General features: G+C 37.4%; 22 protein-coding genes. 10 read left to right on the forward strand and 12 right to left on the reverse strand.

Annotation, left to right across the window (positions count from 1 at the left end):
- Window positions 1-132 precede the first annotated feature (132 nt).
- The gene (locus RHP76_RS04770) at window positions 133-936 is read right to left on the reverse strand and encodes a helix-turn-helix domain-containing protein (protein WP_120231370.1); all 804 of its coding nucleotides are present in this window, start codon (window positions 934-936) and stop codon (window positions 133-135) included.
- A gap of 214 nt (window positions 937-1,150) precedes the next feature.
- Between RHP76_RS04770 and RHP76_RS04775 the strand changes: the two genes are divergently transcribed.
- From RHP76_RS04775 to RHP76_RS04785, 3 genes are all read left to right on the forward strand, one after another.
- On the forward strand, window positions 1,151-2,407 hold the full coding sequence (locus RHP76_RS04775; RefSeq protein ID WP_311229603.1) for a TolC family protein: 1,257 nt from the start codon (window positions 1,151-1,153) through the stop codon (window positions 2,405-2,407).
- Window positions 2,408-2,412: 5 nt separating this feature from the next.
- A complete protein-coding gene (locus tag RHP76_RS04780; RefSeq protein ID WP_311229604.1) occupies window positions 2,413-3,459 on the forward strand; it encodes an HlyD family secretion protein in 1,047 nt (348 codons plus the stop codon).
- Window positions 3,460-3,729: 270 nt separating this feature from the next.
- Entirely contained in the window at window positions 3,730-5,292 is a 1,563-nt protein-coding gene (locus tag RHP76_RS04785; protein WP_311229605.1) for an MFS transporter, read from the forward strand.
- A gap of 2 nt (window positions 5,293-5,294) precedes the next feature.
- Here RHP76_RS04785 and RHP76_RS04790 read toward each other — a convergent pair whose 3' ends face one another.
- Together RHP76_RS04790 and RHP76_RS04795 are read right to left on the reverse strand one after the other, a co-directional pair.
- Entirely contained in the window at window positions 5,295-5,804 is a 510-nt protein-coding gene (locus RHP76_RS04790) for a phage tail-like protein (protein ID WP_311229606.1), read from the reverse strand.
- 17 nt (window positions 5,805-5,821) lie between these two features.
- Window positions 5,822-7,501, reverse strand: a complete 1,680-nt coding sequence (locus tag RHP76_RS04795) for a phage tail-like protein (protein WP_311229607.1) — start codon at window positions 7,499-7,501, stop codon at window positions 5,822-5,824.
- A 190-nt stretch (window positions 7,502-7,691) separates the two neighbouring features.
- On the opposite strand from RHP76_RS04795, the gene RHP76_RS04800 reads away from it, so the two are divergent.
- Together RHP76_RS04800 and RHP76_RS23425 are read left to right on the forward strand one after the other, a co-directional pair.
- Entirely contained in the window at window positions 7,692-9,053 is a 1,362-nt protein-coding gene (locus RHP76_RS04800; protein WP_311229608.1) for an aldehyde dehydrogenase, read from the forward strand.
- Between the two features lie 73 nt (window positions 9,054-9,126).
- The gene (locus RHP76_RS23425; protein WP_409193520.1) at window positions 9,127-9,324 is read left to right on the forward strand and encodes a bacteriocin-like protein; all 198 of its coding nucleotides are present in this window, start codon (window positions 9,127-9,129) and stop codon (window positions 9,322-9,324) included.
- Window positions 9,325-9,363: 39 nt separating this feature from the next.
- Here RHP76_RS23425 and RHP76_RS04805 read toward each other — a convergent pair whose 3' ends face one another.
- On the reverse strand, window positions 9,364-9,930 hold the full coding sequence (locus RHP76_RS04805) for a thioredoxin family protein (RefSeq protein WP_311229609.1): 567 nt from the start codon (window positions 9,928-9,930) through the stop codon (window positions 9,364-9,366).
- Between the two features lie 81 nt (window positions 9,931-10,011).
- Between RHP76_RS04805 and RHP76_RS04810 the strand changes: the two genes are divergently transcribed.
- The 3 genes from RHP76_RS04810 to RHP76_RS04820 all read left to right on the forward strand — a co-directional run bounded on the left by RHP76_RS04810 (window position 10,012) and on the right by RHP76_RS04820 (window position 12,626).
- Window positions 10,012-10,896: a lysophospholipid acyltransferase family protein gene (locus RHP76_RS04810; RefSeq protein ID WP_277694922.1), complete on the forward strand. Its 885-nt coding sequence runs from the start codon at window positions 10,012-10,014 to the stop codon at window positions 10,894-10,896.
- Between the two features lie 6 nt (window positions 10,897-10,902).
- On the forward strand, window positions 10,903-11,880 hold the full coding sequence (locus RHP76_RS04815) for a glycosyltransferase family 2 protein (RefSeq protein WP_311229610.1): 978 nt from the start codon (window positions 10,903-10,905) through the stop codon (window positions 11,878-11,880).
- 191 nt (window positions 11,881-12,071) lie between these two features.
- The gene (locus RHP76_RS04820; protein WP_311229611.1) at window positions 12,072-12,626 is read left to right on the forward strand and encodes a 3'-5' exonuclease; all 555 of its coding nucleotides are present in this window, start codon (window positions 12,072-12,074) and stop codon (window positions 12,624-12,626) included.
- Window positions 12,627-12,693: 67 nt separating this feature from the next.
- Here RHP76_RS04820 and apaG read toward each other — a convergent pair whose 3' ends face one another.
- The 8 genes from apaG to glgB all read right to left on the reverse strand — a co-directional run bounded on the left by apaG (window position 12,694) and on the right by glgB (window position 23,878).
- Window positions 12,694-13,083 carry a Co2+/Mg2+ efflux facilitator ApaG/CorD gene (gene apaG, locus RHP76_RS04825; RefSeq protein WP_062675055.1) on the reverse strand — a complete coding sequence of 130 codons (390 nt, stop codon included), beginning with the start codon at window positions 13,081-13,083 and terminating at the stop codon, window positions 12,694-12,696.
- Between the two features lie 80 nt (window positions 13,084-13,163).
- A complete protein-coding gene (gene odhB / locus RHP76_RS04830; protein ID WP_110010291.1) occupies window positions 13,164-14,417 on the reverse strand; it encodes a 2-oxoglutarate dehydrogenase complex dihydrolipoyllysine-residue succinyltransferase in 1,254 nt (417 codons plus the stop codon).
- Window positions 14,418-14,456: 39 nt separating this feature from the next.
- A complete protein-coding gene (locus tag RHP76_RS04835; RefSeq protein ID WP_311229612.1) occupies window positions 14,457-17,273 on the reverse strand; it encodes a 2-oxoglutarate dehydrogenase E1 component in 2,817 nt (938 codons plus the stop codon).
- 125 nt (window positions 17,274-17,398) lie between these two features.
- On the reverse strand, window positions 17,399-18,439 hold the full coding sequence (locus RHP76_RS04840; protein ID WP_120231379.1) for an SRPBCC domain-containing protein: 1,041 nt from the start codon (window positions 18,437-18,439) through the stop codon (window positions 17,399-17,401).
- Window positions 18,440-18,697: 258 nt separating this feature from the next.
- On the reverse strand, window positions 18,698-19,966 hold the full coding sequence (locus tag RHP76_RS04845) for a glucose-1-phosphate adenylyltransferase (RefSeq protein WP_062675062.1): 1,269 nt from the start codon (window positions 19,964-19,966) through the stop codon (window positions 18,698-18,700).
- Window positions 19,967-19,980: 14 nt separating this feature from the next.
- Window positions 19,981-20,517: an FEKKY domain-containing protein gene (locus RHP76_RS04850; protein ID WP_148045415.1), complete on the reverse strand. Its 537-nt coding sequence runs from the start codon at window positions 20,515-20,517 to the stop codon at window positions 19,981-19,983.
- Between the two features lie 4 nt (window positions 20,518-20,521).
- Window positions 20,522-21,928 carry a glycogen synthase gene (locus RHP76_RS04855; protein ID WP_311229613.1) on the reverse strand — a complete coding sequence of 469 codons (1,407 nt, stop codon included), beginning with the start codon at window positions 21,926-21,928 and terminating at the stop codon, window positions 20,522-20,524.
- A 3-nt stretch (window positions 21,929-21,931) separates the two neighbouring features.
- Window positions 21,932-23,878: a 1,4-alpha-glucan branching protein GlgB gene (gene glgB, locus RHP76_RS04860; RefSeq protein ID WP_311229614.1), complete on the reverse strand. Its 1,947-nt coding sequence runs from the start codon at window positions 23,876-23,878 to the stop codon at window positions 21,932-21,934.
- A gap of 199 nt (window positions 23,879-24,077) precedes the next feature.
- Here glgB and RHP76_RS04865 point away from each other — a divergent pair, with 199 nt between their 5' ends.
- Both RHP76_RS04865 and RHP76_RS04870 read left to right on the forward strand, forming a co-directional pair.
- Window positions 24,078-25,199, forward strand: a complete 1,122-nt coding sequence (locus tag RHP76_RS04865) for an alpha/beta hydrolase (protein ID WP_120231383.1) — start codon at window positions 24,078-24,080, stop codon at window positions 25,197-25,199.
- Between the two features lie 91 nt (window positions 25,200-25,290).
- Complete coding sequence (locus RHP76_RS04870) at window positions 25,291-26,706, forward strand: M17 family metallopeptidase (protein WP_062675070.1); 1,416 nt, start codon at window positions 25,291-25,293, stop codon at window positions 26,704-26,706.
- Window positions 26,707-26,762 lie beyond the last annotated feature (56 nt).

Below are 26,762 nucleotides of genomic sequence, written 5' to 3' on the forward strand. Positions count from 1 at the left end.
AACAGCTATTACTCGTTAAATTATATTTTTAACAACCTGTAAGAAGAACAGGTAGGAAAATCTATTCCACACTATAAACCGTTACCTCACACCCCGTAACCCGAATCTCAAACTCTCAACCCCTCCAACTCACTACTTATCCCCTCTCAATTTATGCTGATATTCCGTAGGGGCCATTCCAATTACCTTTTTGAAGATATTACTGAAAGACGAGAGGCTGTTGTACCCTACCATCATGGCAATCTCATACATATTGTATTTTCCTTCCAGCATCAGCTCAAGGGAACGGGTAATTCTCAACGCTCTCAGAAAGCGAACGTAATTCATGCCCAGAATCTCTTTAAATTTCCTGGAAAGGGTTCTTGTACTCATCCCAAATTCTTTTGCCGTAGATTCAATCGTAAGAGGCTTCTCAAGGTTAGCATGAATATATCTTGCAATCTTCAGCAATGTTTCATCTTTTGGGAAAGGATGCTGTATCGGAAATGCCAGATGTTTATGTTTCTTTTCCTGTAAAACTCCTTTAAGAGCTTTGAGAAAATAATATTTTGAGGTATCATTTTTTGTGATTTTCCCATCCCAGTCTTTAGTATAGAAAATCATTTCCCTAAGGAGATTATTGACGGAATAAATATTGATTTCATCAAAAAAGCCACTTTCATTTTCTTCTTTCTTAAAATAAAAGTTATACAAATCAACCTTTGGACTGGTAGAAAAAATATAATGTGGTGTACCGGCAGGAATCCACATAAAGCATCTGGCAGGAAGATACCAGTGTTTCTGATCCGTAAAAACATGCACAATACCGCCTTCTGCATAGACTAATTGTGCTGAACTGTGATAATGAATCTCTGTGGTTACATTTCCGGTAAGGACATGATAAACGTAAAATTCGGCATCATCTTCTTCTACCGCTTTAAAATGGCTGTTGTTCATTCCATAAAGGTAAGAAGAATTTCCAAATTGGCGTAAATGAGAAAATCTTTTTCTGTTTTCACAAATAGGGTCTGTGGCTTCTCACCGTAACTTTGCTGCATCAAAATCATTTTAGCAAAAATCCTTTAATTAATTTATGAATATCATATTGAACGCATGCCGGTATATGTGCATTGCGTTGTGCTTATTATTGAGCAGTTTTTTACATTCACAGATGATCGATTACCAGCATCTCGGCTTACAGCAAGCTATAGAGATTGGTTTGAAAAATAATAAAAACATACAGATCAGTCATCTGAAACAGGAAATGTCCGTTACCAAAGAGAAAGACCTCAAGATGGAGAAACTTCCGGATATTGAATTTCATACAAGCTATAATCAGGTCACCAACCTTTTCCAGCATCAGAATGGTGTATTTAATAAAGCCACCAAGTATGATGTAATCAATGGAATGTATGATTTTACATTATCAGCATCGATCCCGGTTTATATGGGAGGAAAAATTAAAAATACAGAAAAGAAAGCGGCTATTGACACTGAAATTTCTGCTTTAAAAACCCATCTCGATGAGAGACAGCTTAAAATGACCATTATTACTGCTTTTCTACAGATCCATCATTTAAAAGAGCAACAGAGTCTGATTAATGATAAAATGAAGGAAGATTCTGTAAACATCAAGCAGGTAAAAGCTTTGAAAGCTAATGGTGTTGTAACGGTCAATGAAGTCTTAAGAACATCACTTCAGTTGTCCAATCACAAAATGAGCTGGACGGAACTGGATAATGATATTCAGATCGCAGAACACAAACTGAAAACAATTCTTTCGCTTCCTGAAAATCAGGAAATACATGTCAACACAGAAGATCTTATTTCAGACAATGTTGCCATTCCTTATGTTGATGAGCTTACAGAAACTGCTTTAAACAAAAATGAGTCTGTTGAAATTACCCATAAGAATCTTTCCCTGAAAGAATTGGATCAAAAGATTACCAAAGCTAATTATTTACCTAAAATTACAGCTGGCGGTGAATATTTTTTAAAATATCCGAATATGATGTTCTTTCCTCCCGAACCCTATGCATATCGTCTGGGAATGGTAGGGGTAAATCTTACTTATCCTATCGAAAATCTGTACAAAAATAAATACAGAATGCAGGAAGCACGGGAAAATATTGACCTTGCCAAACTTCAGATTGAAGAAAACGAGGAAAATGTAAGACACAATGTTTATGAGGCTTATAAAAAGTTTGAAGAGACAGACCAGAAGGTAAAAATTGCTGAAGAAGCAATTAATCAGGCTAAAGAAAATTATCGTATTGTAAGAACAAAGTATGCCAATAAGCTTAGCCTTATTACTGAACTGATAGATGCAGACAATACGTATCTGGAAGCTGAATCTAATCTTATTTCCGTAAAAATTAACCGACAACTTAAATATTACCAACTCCAATATACAATTGGGAACTTATAAAAACTATGGCACAGAAACAATTGACACAAAAAGAAAAAAGAATCAACAAGTCCATTACTTTACTGGCCTGGATCCTGATCATCAGTGGAATCACAGGAATGGTAAGCTTTTATCTTTTTTCGAGAAAAAATGTGACGACGAATGATGCGCAGATCGAGCAATATATTACGCCTGTATCCAGTAAGGTTTCAGGGTTTATCAAAACGATAAAGTTTAACGAAAACCAGTTTGTACATAAAGGTGATACATTAATCGTCATTGACAACAGAGAGTTTGTGAATCAGGTACATATGGCTGAAGCGAATCTTCATGCCAATACAGCAACCATCAGCACCATTCAAAGCGGTGTCAGCACCAAAGAAAGTGACACAAAGATTATTGATGCTAAAATTGCTTCAGCAAAAATTGACATCTGGAGAACAGAACAGGATTACAAAAGATATAAAAATCTGTTAACAGAAGATGCGGCCACAGAACAGGAATTTGAAAATGTAAAGGCTTCTTATGAACAGTCAAAAGCCAATCTTTTGGCATTGGAACAGCAGAAAAATGCAGTAAAAGCCGGAGCGAACGAACAACAAACCAAAGTAGCCCCTGTAAAAAGCCAGATCCAGCAGAGTTCTGCCAGTCTTAACAATGCGAAGCTTTATCTTTCTTATACGATAATTACGGCTCCTTATGACGGATGGGTAGGAAAGAAGACCATTCAGGAAGGACAGTTGATTAAAGAAGGACAGGCTTTGGTACAAATCGTGAGCAAAGAGAAATGGATCATTGCCAATTACAAAGAAACACAACTTGGACAGATTGATCAGAGCAAGGAAGTAATTATTACTGCGGATGCTTATCCCGATGTTGAGTTTAAAGGAAAAATTCTTTCCGTTTCTCCTGCATCAGGTTCTCAGTTTTCTTTGGTAAAACCGGATAATGCTACCGGAAATTTTGTAAAAATAGAACAGAGATTTCCCGTAAAAATTATTCTGGATAATAACAAAAACAATGAAAAGCTGCTTTCCGGAATGAATGTTCTGGTGAGCGCGAAGAAGATTTAAGTTTGAAAGTGGGAGTGTTTGAGAGTATTAGAGTATAAAATATTCGGTTTAATTTAACTTTCAAATTCTCCCAATTTCAAATTTTCAAATTAAATTATTTTTTTAGCGAAAAGGCAAACCGCAAAATAGCAAATCTGCCAATTTTTTCTTCAAGCATATTTGCCGTTTTACCTTTTACTTTTACCCCCTTTTGCCCTTTGTCTTTTCGCATTTTTCATTCAGATTAAACAGCAGAAAAACGATTTTTTGCTTTTTATCACCATAAAAATTATGCAACATAATACAGTTTATCATAAATGGGTACCACAATGGCTGAAACTGCCTCTTCTTATACTGGCATTGTTTCCCCACCTGATGTTGTTGTCGCTTTTACATTCTAACAGCGCCTTCACATCTTCTTTTATGGATGTAGATTCAGATGACATCCAGTATTTAATGATTTTGATGTACGGGACATTTGTGGTTACCCTTTTAGTATTACAGAGATTTATGGCTTATTTCAGCGTGAAATACTATGTTTTGCTGATGGCCTCTATTTCGGTGATTATTCTTTATATTTTATCAGTCACCAATGATTATCATGTGATATTGGTGATCCGGTTTTTGGAAGGAATTTTCGGTTTGCTGGAAGGTGCCATTTTCCTGCCTTTAATTATCGCAGAATTAAAAACAAAGCACGCCAAAGTCTTAGCATATCTTTTTATGTATACGATTATGCTGACTGGAGGAACTATTACGACTTCCTTGTTAAAATCAAGTATTGAAGATTACGATTTCCAACATATGGTTCTGATGATGGTCTACTTCCATGTGTTTGTACTGATCATCGGTATTGCTCTGTTCAACAGAAACAGATTTTTTCCTAAAAAACCTTTGTATCAATTGGATATTACAAGCTGGTTTCTTCTTTGGGTATGCCTGCAGGCTGGCGGCTATGCCATTATTTATGGTAAAAGACTGATGTGGTTCGAGTCTGATACCATTATCATGTGTCTGTTTATATTTCTTCTTTCCGGAGGCTTATTTATGTTGAAACAAAGAAATTCCAAGAGACCGTTGTTCCATTTCGAAGTTTTCAGTTCTAAAAATGTCATTGCAGGAATGATCCTGTTTTTCATCTTTTATCTGATCCGTTCCGGACTGAATAATGTCTACAGCATCATGGCTACCGTATGGAAATGGCCCTGGGATTATATTGTGAACATCCAGTACTGGAATGTAGCAGGAACTCTTCTGGGTATTTTGTTGTCAGGAATCTGTCTGGTTAGGGGAATTTCCTCAAGGATTGTTTTCTTCACCGGATTTCTTTTACTGGCCATAGATTGTGCATGGTTTACCTATACTTTTTATCCTGACACTACCCTTTCTACCATCTGTCCTCCCTTATTTCTGCAGGGTGTTGCTCAGGGATTCTTATTTACACCTCTTGTTTTCTTTCTGATTTCAGGAACTCCGGAAGAATATGTATCCAATGCTACTGCGTTGGGTACAACAACCCGTTTCTGGACAACCGCTATCGGATATGCTCTGATGCAAAACCTGATGCTATTTTTAACACTAAAACATTCCGATGCACTCAGCGCTAATCTAACAGATACGAATCCTGTCTTCTACAATCAGTGGAGTCAAATCTTTGGAGCCAATATTTCCAAACTATCGGTTAATGATTCTTTATCCATGACAACAGGCGCTTTTAAAGCTAAAATAACAGCTCAGTCTATTCTACTTTCCAATATGGAAATTTTCACGGGCCTGTTCTGGCTGGCTCTTCTTACTGCAATTGGGCTACTATTGTATCATCCTGTAAAAATAGCAGTACGAAATATTATGTAGAATTACTCTCCCCAAAAAGACCATACTGTTCCGTTGAAAACAGCCAGTTGCTTTTTCTGAGTATCATAAACCATCATACCGGCAGCAGGTGAGATAATATTAAGGTGAGGAGAAGTTACTTTTGGTAAAATCATGGCTTTATTACTATCTTCAAGCACCAGAATTCCGGAAACGGATGACGGTGTTCCTACAGAAACCTTTGCTTCAGGCTGATCTGTCAAACTATCCTGAAGACTGGTGTCAGCAGTACCAGTTGTGTCTACTGAAAGATCTTTCCAAAGGTTATTCTGATACACTTTCACCTTCATATCCGAAGTATCAAAAACCAGAGTACCATTCACAGGATTCTGAATGTCCGAGGTATTAGTTACCCAAGGAAGAACAATACCACGGTTTTCATTTCCAAACTCAATAGATGATGAAGCTGATTCTAATGTCGTTTTTCCTAAAGCAACCTGAGCATTAAAGATTCCGGATGCTGTTATTATAATGATTGAGACTATTTTTTTCATAACGAATTAGGTTTTTATTAATCCGGACAGGTTTGGGTATTGAAACATTTCCAGCCTGTGGCAGTTCCGTCAATATTAACCTGCAGACAATTTTGTGTCGTATTATAAATGATCATTCCTTCTTTAAGGTCTGCCTGTGGGATAGCTGCTACCTGAACATCGGTAAGTCTGTTAAGAACAAAGCCTTTATTCTTTGATTCCAGTACAGCCCAAGCTCCTTTTCTTACACCAGGCCAGTTGTTTCCTCCTTTATCAGCCCTGCTTAATGAAGTAATTCCAAAATTCGGAGTAAGAACAGTTCCTGCTGTAGCAGCAGGTTTATAGCAAGTTACAGTCCCCTGAATCGTAACGGTTACAGTTGCTGTATCACAATTTGACGGGGAAGCGGTCTGACAGATTTGATAAACTAAAGTATAATTACCTGGAGGAGTTCCCGGAGCTGCCAGAATATGTCCATCCGTAGTATTCAATGAAATATTGGAATTTGAGGTGGATACCTGAGATAAAATAACATTGGAAAGGGTTGCCTGTGCTCCACCATACGTTTCAAAATCGTTATCCAGAACAATTCCTGCAGAAGATCCTCCTGCAACGATAGTATAGGTGTCATCTACCGCCATTGGCGGCAAATCTCCATTAATGGCAGGACAAAATCCGGGATTAATGATCAAAGGTGCACTACAGCTGTTGGTAGAAGCACAATCATAGGTAACATTCGTCAGAAAACCTGGATTACTGTTCATGAAAACCGTGCCTGGGTCAGAAACACCTGTTGTTCTTCTGAAATCAAGATTGGGCCCCACAGCCACATTTCCCACCTGAATAGGATTTTGCAACACTATATATCCTTTTTTTGTAGATGAAGAAGGTCCCTGAATGGCAGCATTTCCACCTTGATACTGGTTCAGCGCCAGTTCTCCTTCATTATAAATAACAGCATCAGAAGGGGCATTATTCATATTTCCCGTAGAGGTAAAAAGTCCAAAATTGTAAATTTCGCTGCTGCTTCCGGACAAATTAATATCTCCCCCAACTGTAAAAATTCCAGTATTGATAATTTTACCGCCATTAATATTAAATCCGTTCTGAGAGATAATGGTTCCACAATTGACATACACACTCTGTTCGTTATTCCCGTAATTACCGCCAATAAATATCAATCCGCCCCCTTCGTTCCTGAATAAAGTGGTAGCAGAGCTGCTCATATTCAGGTTTCCGTTAATATTCAGATTTCCAAAATTATCAATCTTATTGTTGGAATTATTTCCTAATTGCAAAACGCCCAGTTCTATAAGCCCCTCATTGACAATTTCATTGATCTGTCCGTCAATGGTGAGATTTCCATTCCCTCCGCCTACTGTTATATTCCCGGTATCAAAAACATGAACATTGAGATTGGCAACGCTCGTTATGGTCTGATTAAAATTGAGTGTTCCATGTACTTCAAGTCTTGCAGGAGCATTGGCCGCTCCGCTTATACTATTCTGAAACTGCAAGGTAACACCAGATGCAATGCAAATCTTAGCATTTGTCCCGAACGTCGGATTATTGAATGTCATGTCGGAAGTAAAGCAGACTGTTGTATTATCAGGAAAATGATAATTGGGATCGGTAGGATTTTGAACATCACAACCTGTACATTGTGCGTAACTGAAATAATAAAAGAATAAAGGGAATAAATAGAGTAATTTTCTCATCCTTAAATTTTATATAAATAAAATTACAAAATTTTTATCACCAAATAATGAGTTTTATAATATTTATCATTATATTAATTAAAAAATAATATAAAATGATTTTATTTAAATCAATATTTAAGTATTATTAATAAATTTCTAAACCATACGATCCTGAAAATAAGAACGTTTAATATTATAAAAGTCACCGATGGAAATTGAGAGTATTCTATTGAAGCAAAGAGATTTTTTTGCAACACAGCAAACCAAAAGCTTAGCTTTCCGGAAAATGTATCTTGAAAAGCTTAAAAACCTTATTATTTCCAATGAAAATAGGCTGTATGAAGCGATTAATAAAGATTTTGGAAAATCAAAATTTGATACTTTCACTACAGAATTATCTTTTATTCTAAATGATATTAATTATTATATCAAAAATTTAAAATCCCTTTCAAAGCCTAAAAAAGTCAGAACCAATCTTGTCAACCAACTGGGAAGCAGTAAAATTTACGCTGACCCGCTTGGCTGTATACTCGTCATCGGAGCCTGGAATTATCCTTATCAATTATCCCTTTCTCCAATTATTGCGGCAATAGCTGCCGGAAATTGTTGTATTCTGAAGCCTAGTGAAATAGCAGAGAATACAATGAAAGCAATGGCAGCAATCATCAATGAAAACTTTCCGCCTGAATATCTGTATGTGTATGAAGGAGGTATTGAGGAGACAACCGCTCTTTTAAAACTAAGGTTTGATAAAATATTCTTTACAGGAAGTACAAAAGTCGGAAAAATTGTATACAAAGCAGCAGCAGAGCATCTTACCCCTGTAACGCTGGAACTCGGTGGGAAATCTCCAGCTATTGTTACAAAAAATGCCAATCTCGAAATGGCAGCCAAAAGAATCGTATGGGGAAAATTTCTCAATGCCGGGCAAACTTGTGTAGCTCCCGATTACCTACTGGTGGAAGAAACCATTCAGGAGCAGTTTCTGGAAATGCTCAGAAAATATATTAAAGAATTCAAATATGATAATGGCTCTGAACAATATACAAGAATTATTAACCTAAGGAATTTTCAACGCCTGGTACGTCTAATTGATAAAGAAAAAATCTATTCAGGAGGAAATTTTGATGAAGAAAAACTCTATATCGAGCCTACAATTCTGAATCATATAGACTGGAATGACGAAATCATGCAGGAAGAAATTTTTGGACCTCTCCTTCCTGTCATCAGTTTTCAAAGTTACAATGCAGCTCTTAATTCTGTTCTAGAACTTGAAAAACCACTGGCCGCTTATCTTTTCACCAATGATTCTGAAGAAAAAGAAAACTTCACCCGTAAATTGTCGTTTGGAGGAGGCTGTATCAATGATACCGTGATGCATTTAAGCAATGATCATCTTCCTTTTGGAGGAGTAGGTAATTCAGGAATTGGGAATTATCATGGAAAATATGGTTTCGAAACCTTTTCACACCCAAAAGCAGTTCTTGAAAAAGCAACCTGGGGAGAACCGAATATCAAATATCCGCCTTATTCAGAGAAAAAATTAAGCTGGATAAAGAAATTAACGTAATTAATCCCAAAATGGAGAATTTTAAAAATAATATTGTACTTTTATTTCTGTTAATCAACAAAATAAAAACATTATGAAAAATTTCAAAAAATTATCCCGTGAAAAATTGAGATCAATTTCAGGTGGAAAATCATGCGCATCTTCTTGCTCCGATGGATCTATGGTATATGTTAGTTCATGCAGTTCTTGCATTAGTTATTCCGGAGGTGCGGCATGTTATGATGCTAATGGAAGAGGAGCAATACATGTAGAATTATGTGAAAGCAATTAAAAAACACCCCCTTTCAAAATTTGATAGGGGGTTAATATTTTAACTAGGTTTCCATTTTTCTAAGAATTCTTTTACTTTTTCCAAGCTATACCCTTTTCCTTCTTCTAAAACATCGCTTTGCTGAATATGAACTTTTCTCCCATTTTTATCTAAAATAATAAAGAATGGATAAAATTGCTGCTCTTTTACATTGATATACTTCCCGAAAACTGTCTCATTCTTATTCTCAGGAGAATAATTCAAATGATAATATTCGTAGTTTTTATCTACAATTTCCTTCAGTTCAGGAGTCGTCTGTACATAATTGTTAAAACGAAGACACCAGATACACCAGTTTCCACCAGCCTGGATCATCACATTCTTTCCTTCTTTCTTAGCTTGAGCAACCAGTTTATTAATATCTGCCTGAGCATCTGCTTTTGGATCGTAAGGTTTAGGAAGCTTAGCCTTTTCTTCAGCTGCCTTTTTCTGAGCTTCTAATTTAGCCTCCTCAGCAGGCACTATAAGAGCTGTTTTTTGTTTTCCTTTTTCGGGCGAATTTTTTGCATTTTGTGAAAAAGCGAAAGTACTTAATCCCAGGAAAGCGAATATTATCAATTTTTTCATAATATAAAAGTAAAAAAAATAATATATATCCTTCTGCAAAAATAGAACCATAATTTTATTATCACTAAATTTGCGTGTTTTATGAATTTTCTAATCAAAATATTATATCTGATCTCCAAGCTTCCGCTGAAAATATTATATGTTTTTTCGGATGTCATCTTCTTCCTTAATTATTATATTGTAGGATACAGAAAAGAGGTTATTACTCAAAACCTTAAAAACTCTTTTCCCAACAAATCTGAAGAAGAGATCAAAGAGATCCGAAAAAAATTCTACCTCAATTTTTCAGATTATCTGGTAGAAACCATCAAATCTTTCAGCATTTCGGAAACAGAATCCCGAGTGAGAATGCAGCATATCAATCAGCATTTATTTCACGAAGCTAAAGAAGAAGGTAAAAATATTATTCTTTTGGCAGGCCACGTTTTCAATTGGGAATGGATCAATGCACTGGCAAGAATTATTCCTCAGGCACACTGCCATCCCGTTTACAGAAAAGTAAACAGTGATTTCTGGGAAAATCAGATGAAGAAAGTCCGGAACAAATTTGGAAACGAAGCATTGGAAGCCAATGAGGTTATTCTGAATATTTTCAGATCTAAAAATAATGGAGATTCAGCGTATATGTTTGTCGCTGACCAAACACCTCACCATGCTCATGTCACTTACGGATTAGAATTTCTAAATCAGCGTACTCCTGCTTTCATAGGCTATGACAGGCTGGCCACAAGAATGGATCTTGTATTCATTTATTGTGAAATGAAAAAGGTAAAACGCGGCTATTATCAGGTTAATTATCACAGAATATATCCGGATGGTGAAAAGTTTACAGAAAATGAGGTCGTGAGAAAATTTCATAAATTACTGGAAAACACTTTACATAAACATCCTGACAACTACCTTTGGTCACATAGAAAATGGAAATATCAGGACTCTATCAAAAATTTTGATTCCGAAAAAAAATAGGTTGACATGCAGAAAAAACTGGCAGTTGCCATCTTAAACTGGAACGGCAGAAACTGGCTTGAGAAATTTCTTCCGGGTGTAGTACAATTTTCTCAGAATGCGGATATTTATGTGATAGACAATCTTTCTACAGATGATTCTGTTGAGTTTCTACAAAAGAATTTCCCCACAGTACATATTATTAAAAATGATAAGAACTATGGGTTTGCAGGCGGCTATAATGAAGGATTAAAATCCATCAGACATGAATACTACTGTCTTCTCAATTCTGACGTAGAAGTTACTGAGAACTGGACAGAACCTGTGTTGGAATTGTTAGAAAACAACCCAGCTATATCTGCAGTACAGCCCAAAATTTTATCTTATCATAACAGAAGTTATTTCGAATTTGCCGGAGCTGCCGGCGGCTTGATAGATAATCTTGGATATCCTTACTGCAGGGGAAGGGTATTTGATGATCTGGAAGAAGATAAAGGCCAATATAATGATGAAACAGAGATCTTCTGGGCATCAGGATGCTGTTTTTTCATCCGCTCAAAAGATTTTTGGGAGCAGAATGGTTTTGATGCCAGATTTTTTGCTCACCAGGAGGAAATTGATCTTTGCTGGAGGCTTATTAATTCAGGGAAAAAGATTTATTATACCGGAAACTCCAAAGTTTATCATGTAGGCGGTGGAACACTCAACAAGCAAAGTGCACAGAAGACTTATTTAAACATGAGAAATAATCTTTCCATGATGCTTAAAAACCTTCCCTTTCCACAGGTAATTTTGATAATTTTGATCAGACTATGCTTAGATGGCATCGCCGGAGTGTATTTTGGAATTAAGTATGGCATTTCCCATCTGTGGGCTGTATTGAGAGCTCACTTTGCATTTTATAGTCACATTCCGGGAACTTGGAAACTTCGTCAAAGCCATCAGAAGAAGGATTTTTATCAATCAAAATGGCTGATTTTTAAGCATTTTTTAGGTGGCAGATGAGAGGTTATAGGTTATAGGGATTAGGGATTAGGGATTGATTAAAAATTACGACTTTCTTACCTATTGTGAACTAAGGATTTATTAGAGTAAAAATTTATAACTTTAATCAATCTTAAGTTCAAAACCTTAAACCAGAGAACCAACAACAAAAAACAACCCGCAATCCCACAACTAATTATAATTTTAAGACAATGGATTTCTGCGCAATAGATTTTGAAACGGCAACACACGAGAAAAGTTCAGCGTGTGAGATGGGGATTTGTATCGTACAGGATTCTAAAATTGTAGAAACAAAGACCTGGCTGATCAAACCTCCGAGTTTTCCCTATTTCAGTAAATTCAACATTGCGGTGCATGGAATTCAGCCGGAAGATGTAAAAGATGCACCTACCTTTGATGAAATATGGTATGAAGCTCAGGATATGATGTACGGAAGTCTTATGATTGCTCATAATGCAGGGTTTGACGCCTCTGTTTTAAGGGGATGCCTGCAGCATTATGGAATGTTTACTCCCAACTTGAACTATCTTTGCAGTATTCAGCTTGCCAAGAAATCATGGAATTATCTTCCAAAATATGGGCTGAAGCCATTAGCAGAATATCATCAAATTGATTTTACCCATCACAGAGCAGGAGCTGATGCGGAGGTATGTGCCAAAATATCTTTACTGGCATTTGAAAAACTCTTCCTCACCAGTAATGATGAAGTAAATGAGTATATGAAAGCAGAAATTAAAAAGCTTTAGTTATCTTACAAACAATAGAACCCGGGTTCTTTGTAAAAACCTGTACTTTCTGACAGGACATCTGTTATTAATTACTCAACACTTCAGACAACAGATTGAATTTTGGAATATCAATTTCAAAAGTTTCCTGTGTCTCCATGTTTTTAACCAGGTATTTTCCGCTCATATTACCTACTCCGGAACGAAGCATCACATTGGAAAAATAAGCAAAATTTTCATTGGTTCCTATCTCGGGAGTCAATCCGATCACTCCGTCGCCTATAATTTCTGTGTACCCGAATCCCACATCAAAAATCAACCATTTTCTTTTCAATACTTTGATAGGAAAGCTTCCGTCATTTTCTATCGTAATATTATATTTAAAAACGTAACGGTTTTCGGATGGATAACTGTTTTTACTATCATATTCAGGTATTACTGAAACTTTGATATTGGAAGTCATTTTTGAAAACATCATTGTAGTATTTTCTTAATAAATACAAAAATCTCGCCTTTTTTAAGGCGAGATCATATATTATGTTATAATTTTATTAAAAACTATAATCCAAGGCCTTTTCTTTCGTCACCTCCCATTAAAATTTCAACAGGGTTGTCGATACCTTCTTTTACCGCTACAAGGAATCCTACAGATTCTTTACCGTCGATAATTCTGTGGTCATAAGACATTGCTACATACATCATTGGTCTGATTACTACCTGCCCGTCAACAGCAACCGGTCTCTGGATGATGTTGTGCATTCCTAAAATTGCAGATTGAGGAGGGTTGATGATTGGTGTAGACATCATAGATCCGAAAGTACCACCGTTTGTAATGGTGAAAGTACCACCCGTCATTTCGTCAACTGTAATTTTACCGTCTCTTACTTTAGTAGCAAGATCTTTGATGTTTGCTTCAACAGCGCTGAAAGACATGTTTTCTGCATTTCTTAATACAGGAACCATCAATCCTTTAGGCCCTGAAACCGCAATTGAAATATCGCAGAAATCATAGTTTACTTTGAAATCACCATCGATAGATGCGTTTACATCAGGATACATTTGTAATGCTCTTGTAACAGCCTTTGTGAAGAAAGACATGAAACCAAGTCCAACTCCGTGTTTCTGAGCAAATTCTTCTTTATACAGTTTTCTCAATCTGAAGATTTCAGACATGTCAACTTCGTTGAAGGTAGTTAACATCGCTGTTTCATTCTTCACAGAAACTAATCTCTGAGCGATTTTTCTTCTTAAAACTGAAAGTTTAGTCGTTGTAGTAGATCTTGAACCTGTTGCAGTAAGAGGGCTTCCTCCTAATGCAGGTACTGCTGCTAATTCAGCATCAGTTTTAGTAATTCTTCCGTCTCTTCCTGTTCCTGAAACCTGTGCAGCATCCATTCCTTTTTCGTCAAGGATTTTCTTAGCAGCCGGAGATGGAGCTCCTGTTGCATAAGTTTGTGGCGCAGCTACCGGCGCAGCAGGTTTTGGAGCTTCCTGTTTAGCAGGTTCAGCAGCTTTCGGAGCCTCTTCCTGTTTTGGAGCCTCAGCAGCAGGTGCAGCACCTTCCGGCTTTTTAGCATCCATATCAATTAAACAAACTACCTGACCTACTTGTACCACATCACCTTCTTCTGCTTTTAAAGTGATAACACCACTTTGTTCTGCAGGCAATTCAAGAGTTGCTTTATCTGAATCCACTTCGGCGATAGGTTGATCTTTTTCTACATAATCACCATCTTTTACAAGCCAAGTTGCAATTTCAACTTCTGTAATTGATTCGCCCGGTGAAGGAACTTTCATTTCTAAAACTGACATATCGAGTATTTTTTATTTTTTAATTGATTATTATTTAAATTAAGCTGTTACTGGTCTTTTTGCAGGAGCATCATCTCTGTCGAAAACTCTGTTGATCACTGCATTTTGGTTTTTCTCAAACATTTTGTGGCTACCCGGAGCCGGAGCACCGCTTGGTACCGGCGCAACTACCTGAATTCCTGTATCTCTGAAGTTTCTCAGGATATAAGACCATGCCCCCATGTTTTCAGGTTCTTCCTGAGCCCACACCAGTTGTTTTCTGTTTTCATATTTGTTGAAGATCGCTTCAATAGCATCTGTTTGAAGCGGATATAACTGCTCGAATCTTACCAAAGCAATGTTTTCACAGTTCAGTTCTTCTTTCTTCGCTAATAATTCGAAGTACAGTTTACCTGAACAAAGAACTAATTTCTCTACTTTTTTAGGATCTGCAGCAGGATCGTCTAATACCGGCTGGAATGCACCGTTTGCAAAATCTTCAAGCGGAGAAACCACTTTAGGGTGTCTCAACAGAGATTTAGGGCTCATTACGATCAATGGTTTTCTGAACGCCCATTTCAACTGTCTTCTCAATAAGTGGAAATAGTTGGCAGGTGAAGTAATATTGGCTACTACCATGTTTTCATTAGCACAAAGGGTAAGGAATCTCTCCAATCTCGCTGAAGAGTGCTCTGCTCCTTGTCCTTCTGAACCATGAGGCAATAACATTACCAATCCGTCCTGAATTTTCCATTTTTCTTCTGCAGCTGCCAAATACTGGTCAACAATAATCTGAGCACCGTTCACGAAATCTCCGAACTGAGCTTCCCAGATGGTTAATGTATTTGGAGAAGCCATTGCATATCCGTAGTCGAAACCAAGTACACCATATTCTGAAAGGTGAGAGTTGAATACATCAAATCTGTTTTCAGAAACGTGTCTTAACGGGATGTATTCTTCTTCTGTATCTTCTGTTTTTACTACAGCATGTCTGTGAGAGAATGTACCTCTTTCCACATCTTCTCCGGAGATTCTTACATTGTGACCTTCTACAAGAAGTGTTGCATAAGCTAACCACTCTCCTAACGCCCAGTCTAATGAGTTTGCCTCAATAGCTTTGATACGGTTTTCAAAAAGTCTTGTAATTTTATTGATGAACTTTTTATCTGCCGGAAGTGTAGACATTTTAAGCGCCAGTTCTTTCAGCTTCGCTAAATCATATTTTGTATCTACCGGTAACTGAACTGCTCCTCTCTTACCAATTGGATAGTTTACCCAATCTTCAGCCATGAACACATCCATTACGTTTTTCTCAATCTCTTTTGATGCGTCAAAATCTTTATCCAGAAGAGCTTTGAATTCCGTTTCCATTTTAGCAATTACATCATTTGAAGTAACGCTGTCTTTTAATAATTTATCTTTATAAATTTCTCTTGGATTCGGGTGTTTTGAAATGGTTTTATAAAGGTTAGGCTGAGTAAATCTTGGCTCATCCCCTTCGTTGTGACCATATTTTCTATATCCTAAAAGGTCGATATAAACATCTTTTCCAAATTTTGCTCTGAAGTCAGCAGCAAAATGGATCGCATGAACAACCGCTTCAGCATCGTCAGCATTAACGTGCATTACAGGAGATTCTGTAACTTTCGCAATGTCTGTACAGTATGTTGAAGATCTTGCGTCCATGTAGTTGGTTGTAAATGAAACCTGGTTATTAACAACGATATGAACAGTACCTCCTGTTCTGTATCCTTCCAAAGTCATCATCTGAGCAACTTCGTAAGCGATGCCTTGTCCTGCAATAGCACCATCACCGTGGATGATGATTGGCAATACTTTAGAATAGTCTTTGTATTTGTCGTCTACTTTTGCACGGCAGATTCCTTCTACCAAAGCAGCTACTGTTTCAAGGTGAGACGGGTTCGGAGTAAGGTTGATACAAACTTCTTCTCCGGAAGCTGTTTTGATCTTTTTAGATGAACCCAGGTGATATTTAACGTCACCGGAGAATACATCTTCTTCAAATTCTTTTCCTTCAAATTCTGAGAAGATCTGCTTGTAAGATTTTCCGAAAATGTTGGTAAGAACATTTAGTCTACCTCTGTGAGCCATCCCTAATACTACTTCATCTACTCCTAACTGAGAAGATCTTGTGATCAGCTGATCTAAAGCAGGGATTAATGTTTCACCTCCTTCTAATGAGAATCTTTTTTGTCCTACAAATTTTGTGTGAAGGTAGTTTTCAAAAGCTACCGCCTGATTTAATTTTAATAAGATTTCTGTTTTTTCATTGGCAGAAAGACTTGGGTGGTTTTCATTTACCTGAAGCCATCTTTTGATGAAATCTTTTTCTTCAACGTTGTTGATGTGCATGTATTCTACCCCAATAGAATCACAATAGATGTTTTCAAGGTGCTTGATAAGGTCTGCCAGCGTAGCAGGCTCTTTCATTCCGGTTTCAACCGCACAGTTGAATTTTGTATTTAAATCTTCTTTAGAAAGTCCGAAGTTTTCAATGTCTAAAGTAGGGGTATAGTGTCTTCTTTCTCTAACCGGGTTAGTCTTTGTAAAAAGGTGTCCTCTCGTTCTGTAAGCCTCAATAAGGTTTACTACTTTAAATTCTTTCTTGATATGCTCAGGAACTTCTCCATTGGATACTGCCTGAGAAATCTGTTGTTGTACTGCCGGGGCAGCATTGGCTGAAGCCTGAATAAATTGAGTGTTATCGTCATCTCCGTAGTTCTCCAATGCAAAATCGAAGCCTTGAAAGAAAGCTTTCCATGATGGTTCTAGAGAGTCCGGGAATTTTAAGTACTGTTGGTATAAATCCTCAATTAACTGAGAATGAGCTGCGTTTAGGAATGAAAATCTGTCCATTATTACAGTTTATCTATTTATTAAAATTTATTTGTAGAATTAATCTTCAAATTTAATAAAAAAAACCGAGTTAGAACAGTCTGAAACCGTTAAAAAAACTTAAGAAAAAATAAAATAAAAAAAAATTACTTATACACTGATAATGAGAGCTTAACGTTTACCTCCTGACCTTCCATCGGACGTTCAATAAAGGTCTGACGGATATCTCCGAAGCGCATCTCGTCTTTTTTGGCTTTCTGAATGAGCTGCTGGATTGCCCGAATTCGTCCCTCATAATTCCCTTTGTAGTACATTACGTAATTTTGAGACGGATTTACGGACCTAAAATTGAAATTATTATCAGACACTCCTATTTTCTTAGAAAGTGGAATTCCGAGGAAATAAGAAACCTCCTTGTCTTTGTAATTATCCGCATCAGTAATGAGAACCGGATATCCGAATTCATCATCTCTTTTACCAAGATCCATCGTTACGAAATTATAGACTTTGTTATAATTCATCACGATATTTTTGTACAGCGCATCTTTTTTGTTTGAGGTACTTACATTGATCCCCAACAACAATTTGTCCTCTTCATTTTCTACCATGAGACTATCATATTTGATGGCTGCCATCTGGTTATCTTTTTCCACTTTATTACCTAAAGAGTTTTTAAGATTCACCATACTTTTATTGATATTTTCAGCAAAACGGTCTTCAGTCCAGAAGTTTTCCACTCTTTTCCAGACCGGCAGTTTCGGAGTGTGTACGTACCATATGATTTTTGTTTTTTCTGCGGAAACAGGTTTGAATTTAACATCAACCAATGTCGGATTTTCATTTTCATCCTCAAAAAGCTGATATTTCAACGTTTTATTAAGGTTCTCGTACCTGATGAACATTTCTCCGTCGGTATCATTTTTAGGATCTACATAGCTGATGGCACTTCCCTGCCCTTCGTAAGGCGTATAATAATCAATGTCTATAGAGGGTGAACTGGTAAAAAAGTTATTCCATCTTGTAAAATTCTGAAGGTTATTAAACTGGGAAAAAACTTTATCCACAGGATAGTCGATCTCTTTTTCAATCGTAAAGTTTTTACTTTCATCTACAAAATAATACATGGAAGCAGCATACGCTCCTCCCAAAAGAATAATGATTACCGCTAAGATTTTAAAAATACGCATCGCACAAAAATAATACAAATAAAAAGAGTGAACAATATGCTGATCACTCTAGTTGTATGTTTAACAATAATTAACCCTGTTAAAGGCTGGAAGCGGGGTGAGGGAAACTGCAGGACACTATTTGGCGGATGATCACTAGTAGTTTTCTGATTTAAAACATTTCATCTTACCTTATAAACCTGAATTTACATGATAAGATTCGTAGCGTTACTCCGCCCTTCAATAACTTCCATCTTCCAGCATCCAACTTCCTTTCTCTTACCCGATATGTGTTCCCGGAGCAATCACAGCTCCTTTCTTAACTACGACAATCCCATCCTGTACGGAATACGTCCCATAATCACCATCCGGAATATGTTTTCCACCGATGATTTTCACATTGTCTCCAATATAACAGTTTTTATCAAGGATTGCTTTTTCTATATAGCAGTATTTTCCAATTCCCATATTCGGACGGCCACCTCTGTCGTTCAGAACAATTTCCGTTGTGTTTTGGTAGAAATCTGCTCCCATAACGTAGGAGTTTACGATGGTACTTCCTTTGTCAATTCTGGTTCTGTTTCCAATCACGGAATTTTCAATTTTATCTGCCATGATGATACATCCGTCCCCAAAAACGGCTTTACTTACGTATGAACCATTAATTTTTGATGGAGGAAGCATCCTAGCTCTGGTATAGATCGGTGATGAAGAGAAAAGGTTAAACTGTGGCAGATCCAGGCAAAGGTCCAGATTCGCTTCGTAGAAAGACTCTATGGTTCCGATATCCGTCCAATAGCCTTCGTACTGATAGCTTAATGTTTTGTATTTTCCGATAGAACTCGGAATGATATCTTTTCCGAAATCATCACCAGCTCCTTCATCAAACATCTTTTTAAGGATATTCTTAGTGAAAATATAGATTCCCATGGAAGCCAGAAACTCTTTTCCGGTATGTTTATTTTCTTCTGAAACTTCAGATTTCAGGCCTGACAGCGTGTCAAAATCCGGTTTTTCATAAAAAGAAGTGATATTTCCTTCATCATCAGATTTTAAGATCCCGAAACCTGTGGCATCTTTTGCATTAACCGGAATGGTAGCAATGGTAAGATCACCTCCGTTTTCAATATGAAAGTCGAGCATTTCCCTGAAATCCATCTGATACAACTGATCTCCTGAAAGAATCAGAATATAATCATAATCATATTTTTCAAGATGCTTCATCGACTGGCGGACAGCATCTGCTGTTCCCTGATACCAGCTGTCATTTTCCACATTCTGCTCGGCTGCAAGAATATCAACGAAGCCTTTGCTGAAGATGTCAAAGTGATAAGAATTTTTAATATGTGAATTGAGAGAAGCAGAATTAAACTGCGTTAACACCAGAATTTTATTCAATCCTGAGTTCAGACAGTTTGAGATAGGAATATCTACCAGTCTGTATTTTCCTGCAATAGGAACAGCCGGTTTGGATCTCGTATACGTTAACGGGAATAATCTTGTTCCTCTGCCTCCTCCTAAAACAATAGAGATTACATTTCGATTCATAAATATCTTGCGTTTTATTTTATTAAGTTTACTGTTCTGTTCTTAGTGTTTACTGCTACTTTAAAGCATTCTTTGTTTTCATATTGGAGTTCGTTTTTATAAACAGTCACCCGAAACTCATCTTTATCATTCAATACTAAAACCTCTTTGTCCAGGTTATAGATTTCAATATTATATTTTTTAAGTTCATTTCTGAAGAACGGATTTGTAATAAGTACATCCATCACATCAGCACTCTTCATTACAAAGCCGTCAACATCTTTACGATACTTTTCTCTCCAGCCTTTCCCATATTTTCTTTCTATGGCATTATTAGTCCTTTTATTAATAGCATCTATTCTCTTCATCTCGGCAGGCTCTACCAGACAACCACCTACAGAGTAATGCTTTATTTTCCATTTTTCGGAAATAGCAGCCATCGCTTCATACCTTTCCGTTGCCGGAAGACCGTAGCCATAGATCCAATAATAACCTCCATGATAGCTTCCTCTGTCTTCTTTACATGAAAACAGCATAAACATTATCACAGAAAGAAATCCGAAAATCTTCACTCTATCAGCTATTATATAAAGCTATGTATTTTTCTGCAGATTTCTCCCATGCAAAATCAAAATTCATATTGGCATGGATAAGATCTTCCATAACCCCTTTTTGATTATAAATCGCCAATGCCCTGTTCATCGCATGTACAACATCATCTACACCCGGATAAGTAAAGTTCAGTCCTGCTCCACCGGTTGAAATATCTTCCACCGTATCTCTGAGCCCTCCTGTATATCTTACCACAGGAACGGTGCCATATCTCATGGAATACATCTGGTTCAGTCCGCATGGCTCTACTCTTGAAGGCATCAGCAGAAAATCTGCCGAGGCATATATCTTATGGGAAAGATGCTCTTTATATCCGAGATCCAATGCAAAATTGGTGTACGTATAATCGTATTCTTTCAGTTTATTTTCTATATAGGTGTTCCCTGATCCGAGAATCATAATATTTAAAGCGCCATAACTCTGCTTAATGCTTCTCCATACAACATCCGGCAGCAGATCTGCTCCTTTCTCTGTTGCGAATCTTCCGATAAATGCGAATAAAGGAAGTTCGGGTTTTAATCCATATTCTTTACAGAGATTTTCTTTATTTTTTTTCTTTTGAGCGACTGCATTGATACTGTTAAAATTAAAATCAAGCATCGGATCGGTTTCAGGATTCCAGACTTCTGTGTCAATACCATTGATGATTCCGTATGCCTTTCCAAATTCCTGACGAACGAGGCTTTCCAGTCCGCGGAAGCTGATAAAGAGTTCTTCAAGATATCCTTCCGAAACAGTGGTAAAAGCATCAGCACATTTAATCATGCTGGCCAGAGGATTCATCAGTCCGTTCCAATCCATCAGTCCCCATTTGTACCCATCAAAAGAAGGCATATACTGTGCCATACTCCAGCTCATCATGCCCTGATATTCGCCATTATGAATAGTTCCTATTGTTTTTACTCCTTTTAAAAATTCAAATTCATAGCAGTTTTCTACCATAAAAGGAACGAGACCGGTATGATAATCATGGCAATGCAGTACATCAGGACGGATTTTCATCGCAGAAAGCCAATGCAGAACGCCATGTTGGAAAGCCAGAAACTGGAAGCTTTCATCCTGGTACCCATAGGGGTTGTCCCTGTCTAATAATCCCGGAATTCTTACCATATACAGCTCAAATCCCAGAACATTGGTCTTCTCTTTCAATACCTGAACCTGCAGCATATTGGCTGCCTGATGAATAAATCCGTCAAAAACCAGATCAAATTCATGATCATATACAAAGGATTTGTTGTACCACGGCATTACCACCCTGGCTTCTACTCCTGCTATTTTATTCTGATATTTTGGTAACGCTCCCACCACATCTGCCAGACCGCCTACTTTTGCGACAGGATAACATTCTGTACTTAAATGATAAATAACCATTCTTTATCTCTTATGTTTAATTCTGTGTAATTTATATTTTTTATCTCTTTTCTGACGTAAAACTATTCCGGCCAACGGCGGCAGCTTCACGGTCATTGTTTTGGTGTATCCTCTCCATTCTTCATACTTCTCTTCCAGGATTTCAGGCTCCACTCCGCTTCCACTGTACTTTTCATCATCGGAATTCAAAACAACTTCCCAGTGGGTGCCGGCAGGAATCCCGATTTTATAATCCAAGACGTTGGGTGCCAGGTTTAAAGCTACCATCAAGACATCTTCTTTCTTTTTTCCTTTTCTGAGGTAGACATACACCGAGTTTTCCAGATCATCTGCTTCCACCCATTCAAAACCATTTCTATCAAACTGATTTTCATAAAAGGCAGTTTCTGACCGGTACAAGTGGTTCAGTTCCTTCACCATTTCCTGCATTCCTTTATGAACAGGATATTTCAGCAAATGCCAGTCGAGGCTTCTTGTAAAATTCCATTCACTGGTCTGCCCGAATTCATCGCCCATAAAAAGCAGCTTGGCTCCGGGATGGGTATACATATATACATACAGGGTACGGAGATTGGCAAATTTCTGCCATTCATCCCCTTTCATTTTATAAATAAGACTTGCTTTTCCGTGTACGACTTCATCGTGTGACAAAGGCATCATATAATTTTCATTATACATATACATGGAAGCGAAGGTCAGTTTATGATGATGAAATTTACGGTTAATAAAATCTTCTTTGAAATAATCCAGTGTATCATGCATCCAACCCATCATCCATTTCATTCCGAATCCTACACCGCCGTCATGAACAGGTTTTGTAAGCATGGGAAAATCTGAACTTTCTTCTGCGATGGTGATGATATTATCTCCAAATTCTTTGTAGACAGCTGTATTAAATTCCTGTAGAAAGGCTTTCGCTTCCAGGTTCACATTGGTTCCATATATATTAGGTTCCCACTCCCCTTCGTTTCTTGAATAATCCAGATGAAGCATTGAAGTCACGGCATCCACGCGCAATCCGTCAGCATGATAACGATCCAGCCAGAACATGGCATTTGAAATCAGAAAGGATTTCACTTCATTTCTTCCGTAATTAAAAATATGCGATTTCCAATCCGGATGAAAACCCTTTCTCGGATCTTCATGCTCATACAGATAAGAACCGTCGAATCGGTGAAGTCCATTAGCATCTCCCGGAAAATGGGACGGAACCCAATCCAGAATAACGCCTATGTCATTGTTATGAAGTTCATCAATAAGAAACATCAGATCCTGTGGTGAGCCAAAGCGCGAGGTTGCTGCATAAAAACCTGTGATCTGATATCCCCAGCTCGGCTCGTAAGGATATTCCATCACGGGCATGAATTCTACATGGGTAAATCCCATTTCTTTGATGTAAGGAACGAGCTTTTTCGCAATATCTCTATAGTTTAAAAAACGCTGGGACTGATCTTCTTCCCTTACCCAGGAACCCAGATGTAATTCATATACCGATAGCGGAGCTTCCAGCCTGTTTTTTTTCCAGCGGTTATCCATCCACTCCTGATCATTCCATTCGTACCAGGTGGTGGAAACCAGGGAAGCCGCCTGAATATTCTGTTCCCAGCTCAACGCATAGGGATCACTTTTTTCCAGAATTTCGCCTCCTTGCGTTTCAATAGCATATTTATATAATGTTCCCCAGGTTAACCCTTCAATAAATCCTTCCCAAATCCCGGATTCATCCCATCGTGGAAACAAAATATGATCTTTATGATTCCAGTTGTTAAAATTTCCGATCACGGAAACTTTCTTTGCGTTAGGAGCCCATACGGAAAAATATACGCCTTTTACACCCTCTTTTTCTGCAGAATGTGCTCCAAATTTACCATACAGCTTATAATGCCTACCTTCTTTAAAAAGATACACATCATGATCGGTGAAAAGCGTGTAGGTCTTAACAGAATTCATCAAGATCAGTTTATATTTATATTTTCCCTGAAACTACGAAAAATACTGACAATAGCGATGAATTATTCATCAAATAATTATCAAGATCATTTCATGTTTTGTCTATCTATCAAATATATCATTTTTTAACTCACATTTTTTATGATTTCAAAACAATCTTTTTTATAAATTTAACATCAATATTTTATTAAACACAACGATGAGGTTTGAACTTTATACAGCAGAAAAAGACGACAGACCGGTATTTATTACGGGAAATTTCAATAGCTGGAATCCCAAAGATTATAATTTCCAGCTTAAACAAATTGATCCTTCCGGTTATTTTATAGAAATCGAAGATCAGCTTCTTCCTGATGATATTGAATACAAATTCACAAAAGGAGGCTGGGAAAACGTAGAACTGGATCAATATGGAAATATCACTCCCAACCGGAAAGCGAAAAAATCTGCTGGTAAAACGTCCGACTCTGTAGACAAATGGAGACTGAACTGGGGACCGTTCAAAGAAGAATATTATCCTATAGCAGAAGTTATTTCCGAAAATTTTTACATTCCGCAGCTTGACCGTTACCGCAAGATTTGGGCACTGCTTCCTTATGATTATCATACAACGGATAAACAATATCCAGTTTTATACCTTCAGGACGCACAAAATCTTTTCAATGAAGGAAGCGGTTTCGGGAATTGGGAAATCGACAAAAAATTATCCATCCTTGCTGAATACGGGCGCGGCGATCTTATCATCATTGCGATAGAACATGGCAGCGAGGAAAGAATTAAAGAATATATTTTTGATAATGATCATGTAGCCAACGGTTCTGAAGGAAAAAAGTACATCCGTTTTATTGCAGATACTTTAAAGCCTTTTGTGGACGAAAATTACAGAACCAAAAAAGACCGTGACAACACCGGAATCGGAGGCAGTTCATTAGGAGCATTGATCAGTATTTATAGTGGATTTCTTTATCCTGAAGTGTACTCCAAACTACTGATATTCTCACCTTCTCTATGGGTAGAACCCAATAACAACTTTCCGATGATGAATTTCCGGGTTCCGTTTAAAACGAAGATCTATCTCTACGGCGGCGGCCAGGAAGGTTCTAAAATGGTCAAAAGAATTCATATTTTTGAAGAATATCTGAAAAGATGGGAAGAGAAAAAGCTTTTTGATTTTGAATTCAAAACCAATATCAATCCTGAAGGCACCCACAATGAGTTTTACTGGTCTCAGGAGTTCCCAAGGGCTATAGAATGGCTGTTCTATGACAACACAGAAAATCCTGTAGAAGTAAAACCACAACAAAAAAGCATCAGAAACTAAATGCATAAAAACTACTGCAGAAAATGTAAGCCGGACAGGGACAAAATGAAGGCGGCACTCTTTATGAATTTAGAAATTATAACATCTATTTATGAAACTAATCAATAAAAAAAACAAAAATTACACTCAGGTTTTCCAACTGTTTACGGAGGAAGAATGGACGAAAACCAGTAAAAATTTCAACAAAAACATTTCCAATTTTTTCACCGGAAAGAAATATGAAGTTTTTGTCAATGCTCATGAAGAAGGAATTACGTATTTCATTGGATTAGGAAAATCCGCCTTACAAAATTTCGAGATCCAGCAGGTGGCGGCTAAATTTTCACAGACACAGAAAGAAAAACTGCTGGCCGTACCTACATTAGCCCTTGCTGACTTCCTGAATGAAAAGCAGTTCGAGGAGTTTGTAAAAGGACTTTTAACAGGAACTTACAACTACCCTTTTGATAAAAAACACGCTTTCTGGAATACGAAATTTGAATTGCACTTTGAAAATTTAAGCCAGAAAAAATTAGATCATATCAGCCAGAAAGCAGAAGCATTGGTTAACGGGCAAACTGCCTGCCAGGACTGGCTTAACAAACCAGCCAATCTTAAAAAACCGGATATCTTAAGCGCATACCTTAAAAATCTGGCTAAAAAATATGATTTAAAATACACTGCTTTTAACAGAAAGAAATGTGAAGAACTTGGATTAGGCGCATATCTTTCTGTGAACCAGGGAAGTGCTTACGATGCAGCCTTCACTATTTTAGAGTATAAAACGACAGCGAAAAATGCCAAGACTTTCGGTCTGGTAGGAAAATGTATTCTCTTTGACACAGGAGGAATATCAATAAAAAGCTCTGCCAATCTGCATTATATGAAGTCCGATATGGGCGGAGCAACGGCTGTTTTGGGAACGTTAATCTATGCCGCAGAAATGCAGCTTCCTGTAAACATCGTCGCTGTTCTCCCTATTACTGATAATGCGGTCTCTGAAAAGGCCCTGCTTCCAAGTGATGTGATTACAGCCTACAACGGAAAAACAATTGAAGTACTTGATACTGATGCAGAAGGCAGATTAATTCTTGCAGATGGTTTGTCTTATCTTTCTAAAAACTACAAAACTGATTTCCTTATTGACCTGGCTACCTTAACGGGAAGCTCAGTGAGAATGTTCGGAGATACCTGTGCTGCTATGTTCTCCAATAACGAGGAACTGAAAAACAACTTAATCAAAACCGGTGACCAGACCAATCAGAGGGTTTGGAATCTTCCTTTATGGGATGTTTGGAAAGATGATATCCAGTCTGATGTGGCCGATATAAAAAACATCTCTCTAAAGCCTGTGGGAGACTGTATTATTGCTGCAAAATTTTTAGAGCAATTCATTGAGAACCATCCTAAATGGGCGCACTTAGACATTGCAGGAGTAGCCTTTGGAAGTGTGGGCTATGCAAAAGAAAAAGCAGCAACAGGTTTTGGTGTTCAGCTCCTGGTGAATTTAATTGAAAATTATCACTAAAAATTAGTTTTTTACAAAAAAACTCTGTATAATTGATTAGTGGATTTTCAAAAACG

The organism is Chryseobacterium sp. SG20098 (genome assembly GCF_031844745.1).
Classification (GTDB): domain Bacteria; phylum Bacteroidota; class Bacteroidia; order Flavobacteriales; family Weeksellaceae; genus Chryseobacterium; species Chryseobacterium cucumeris.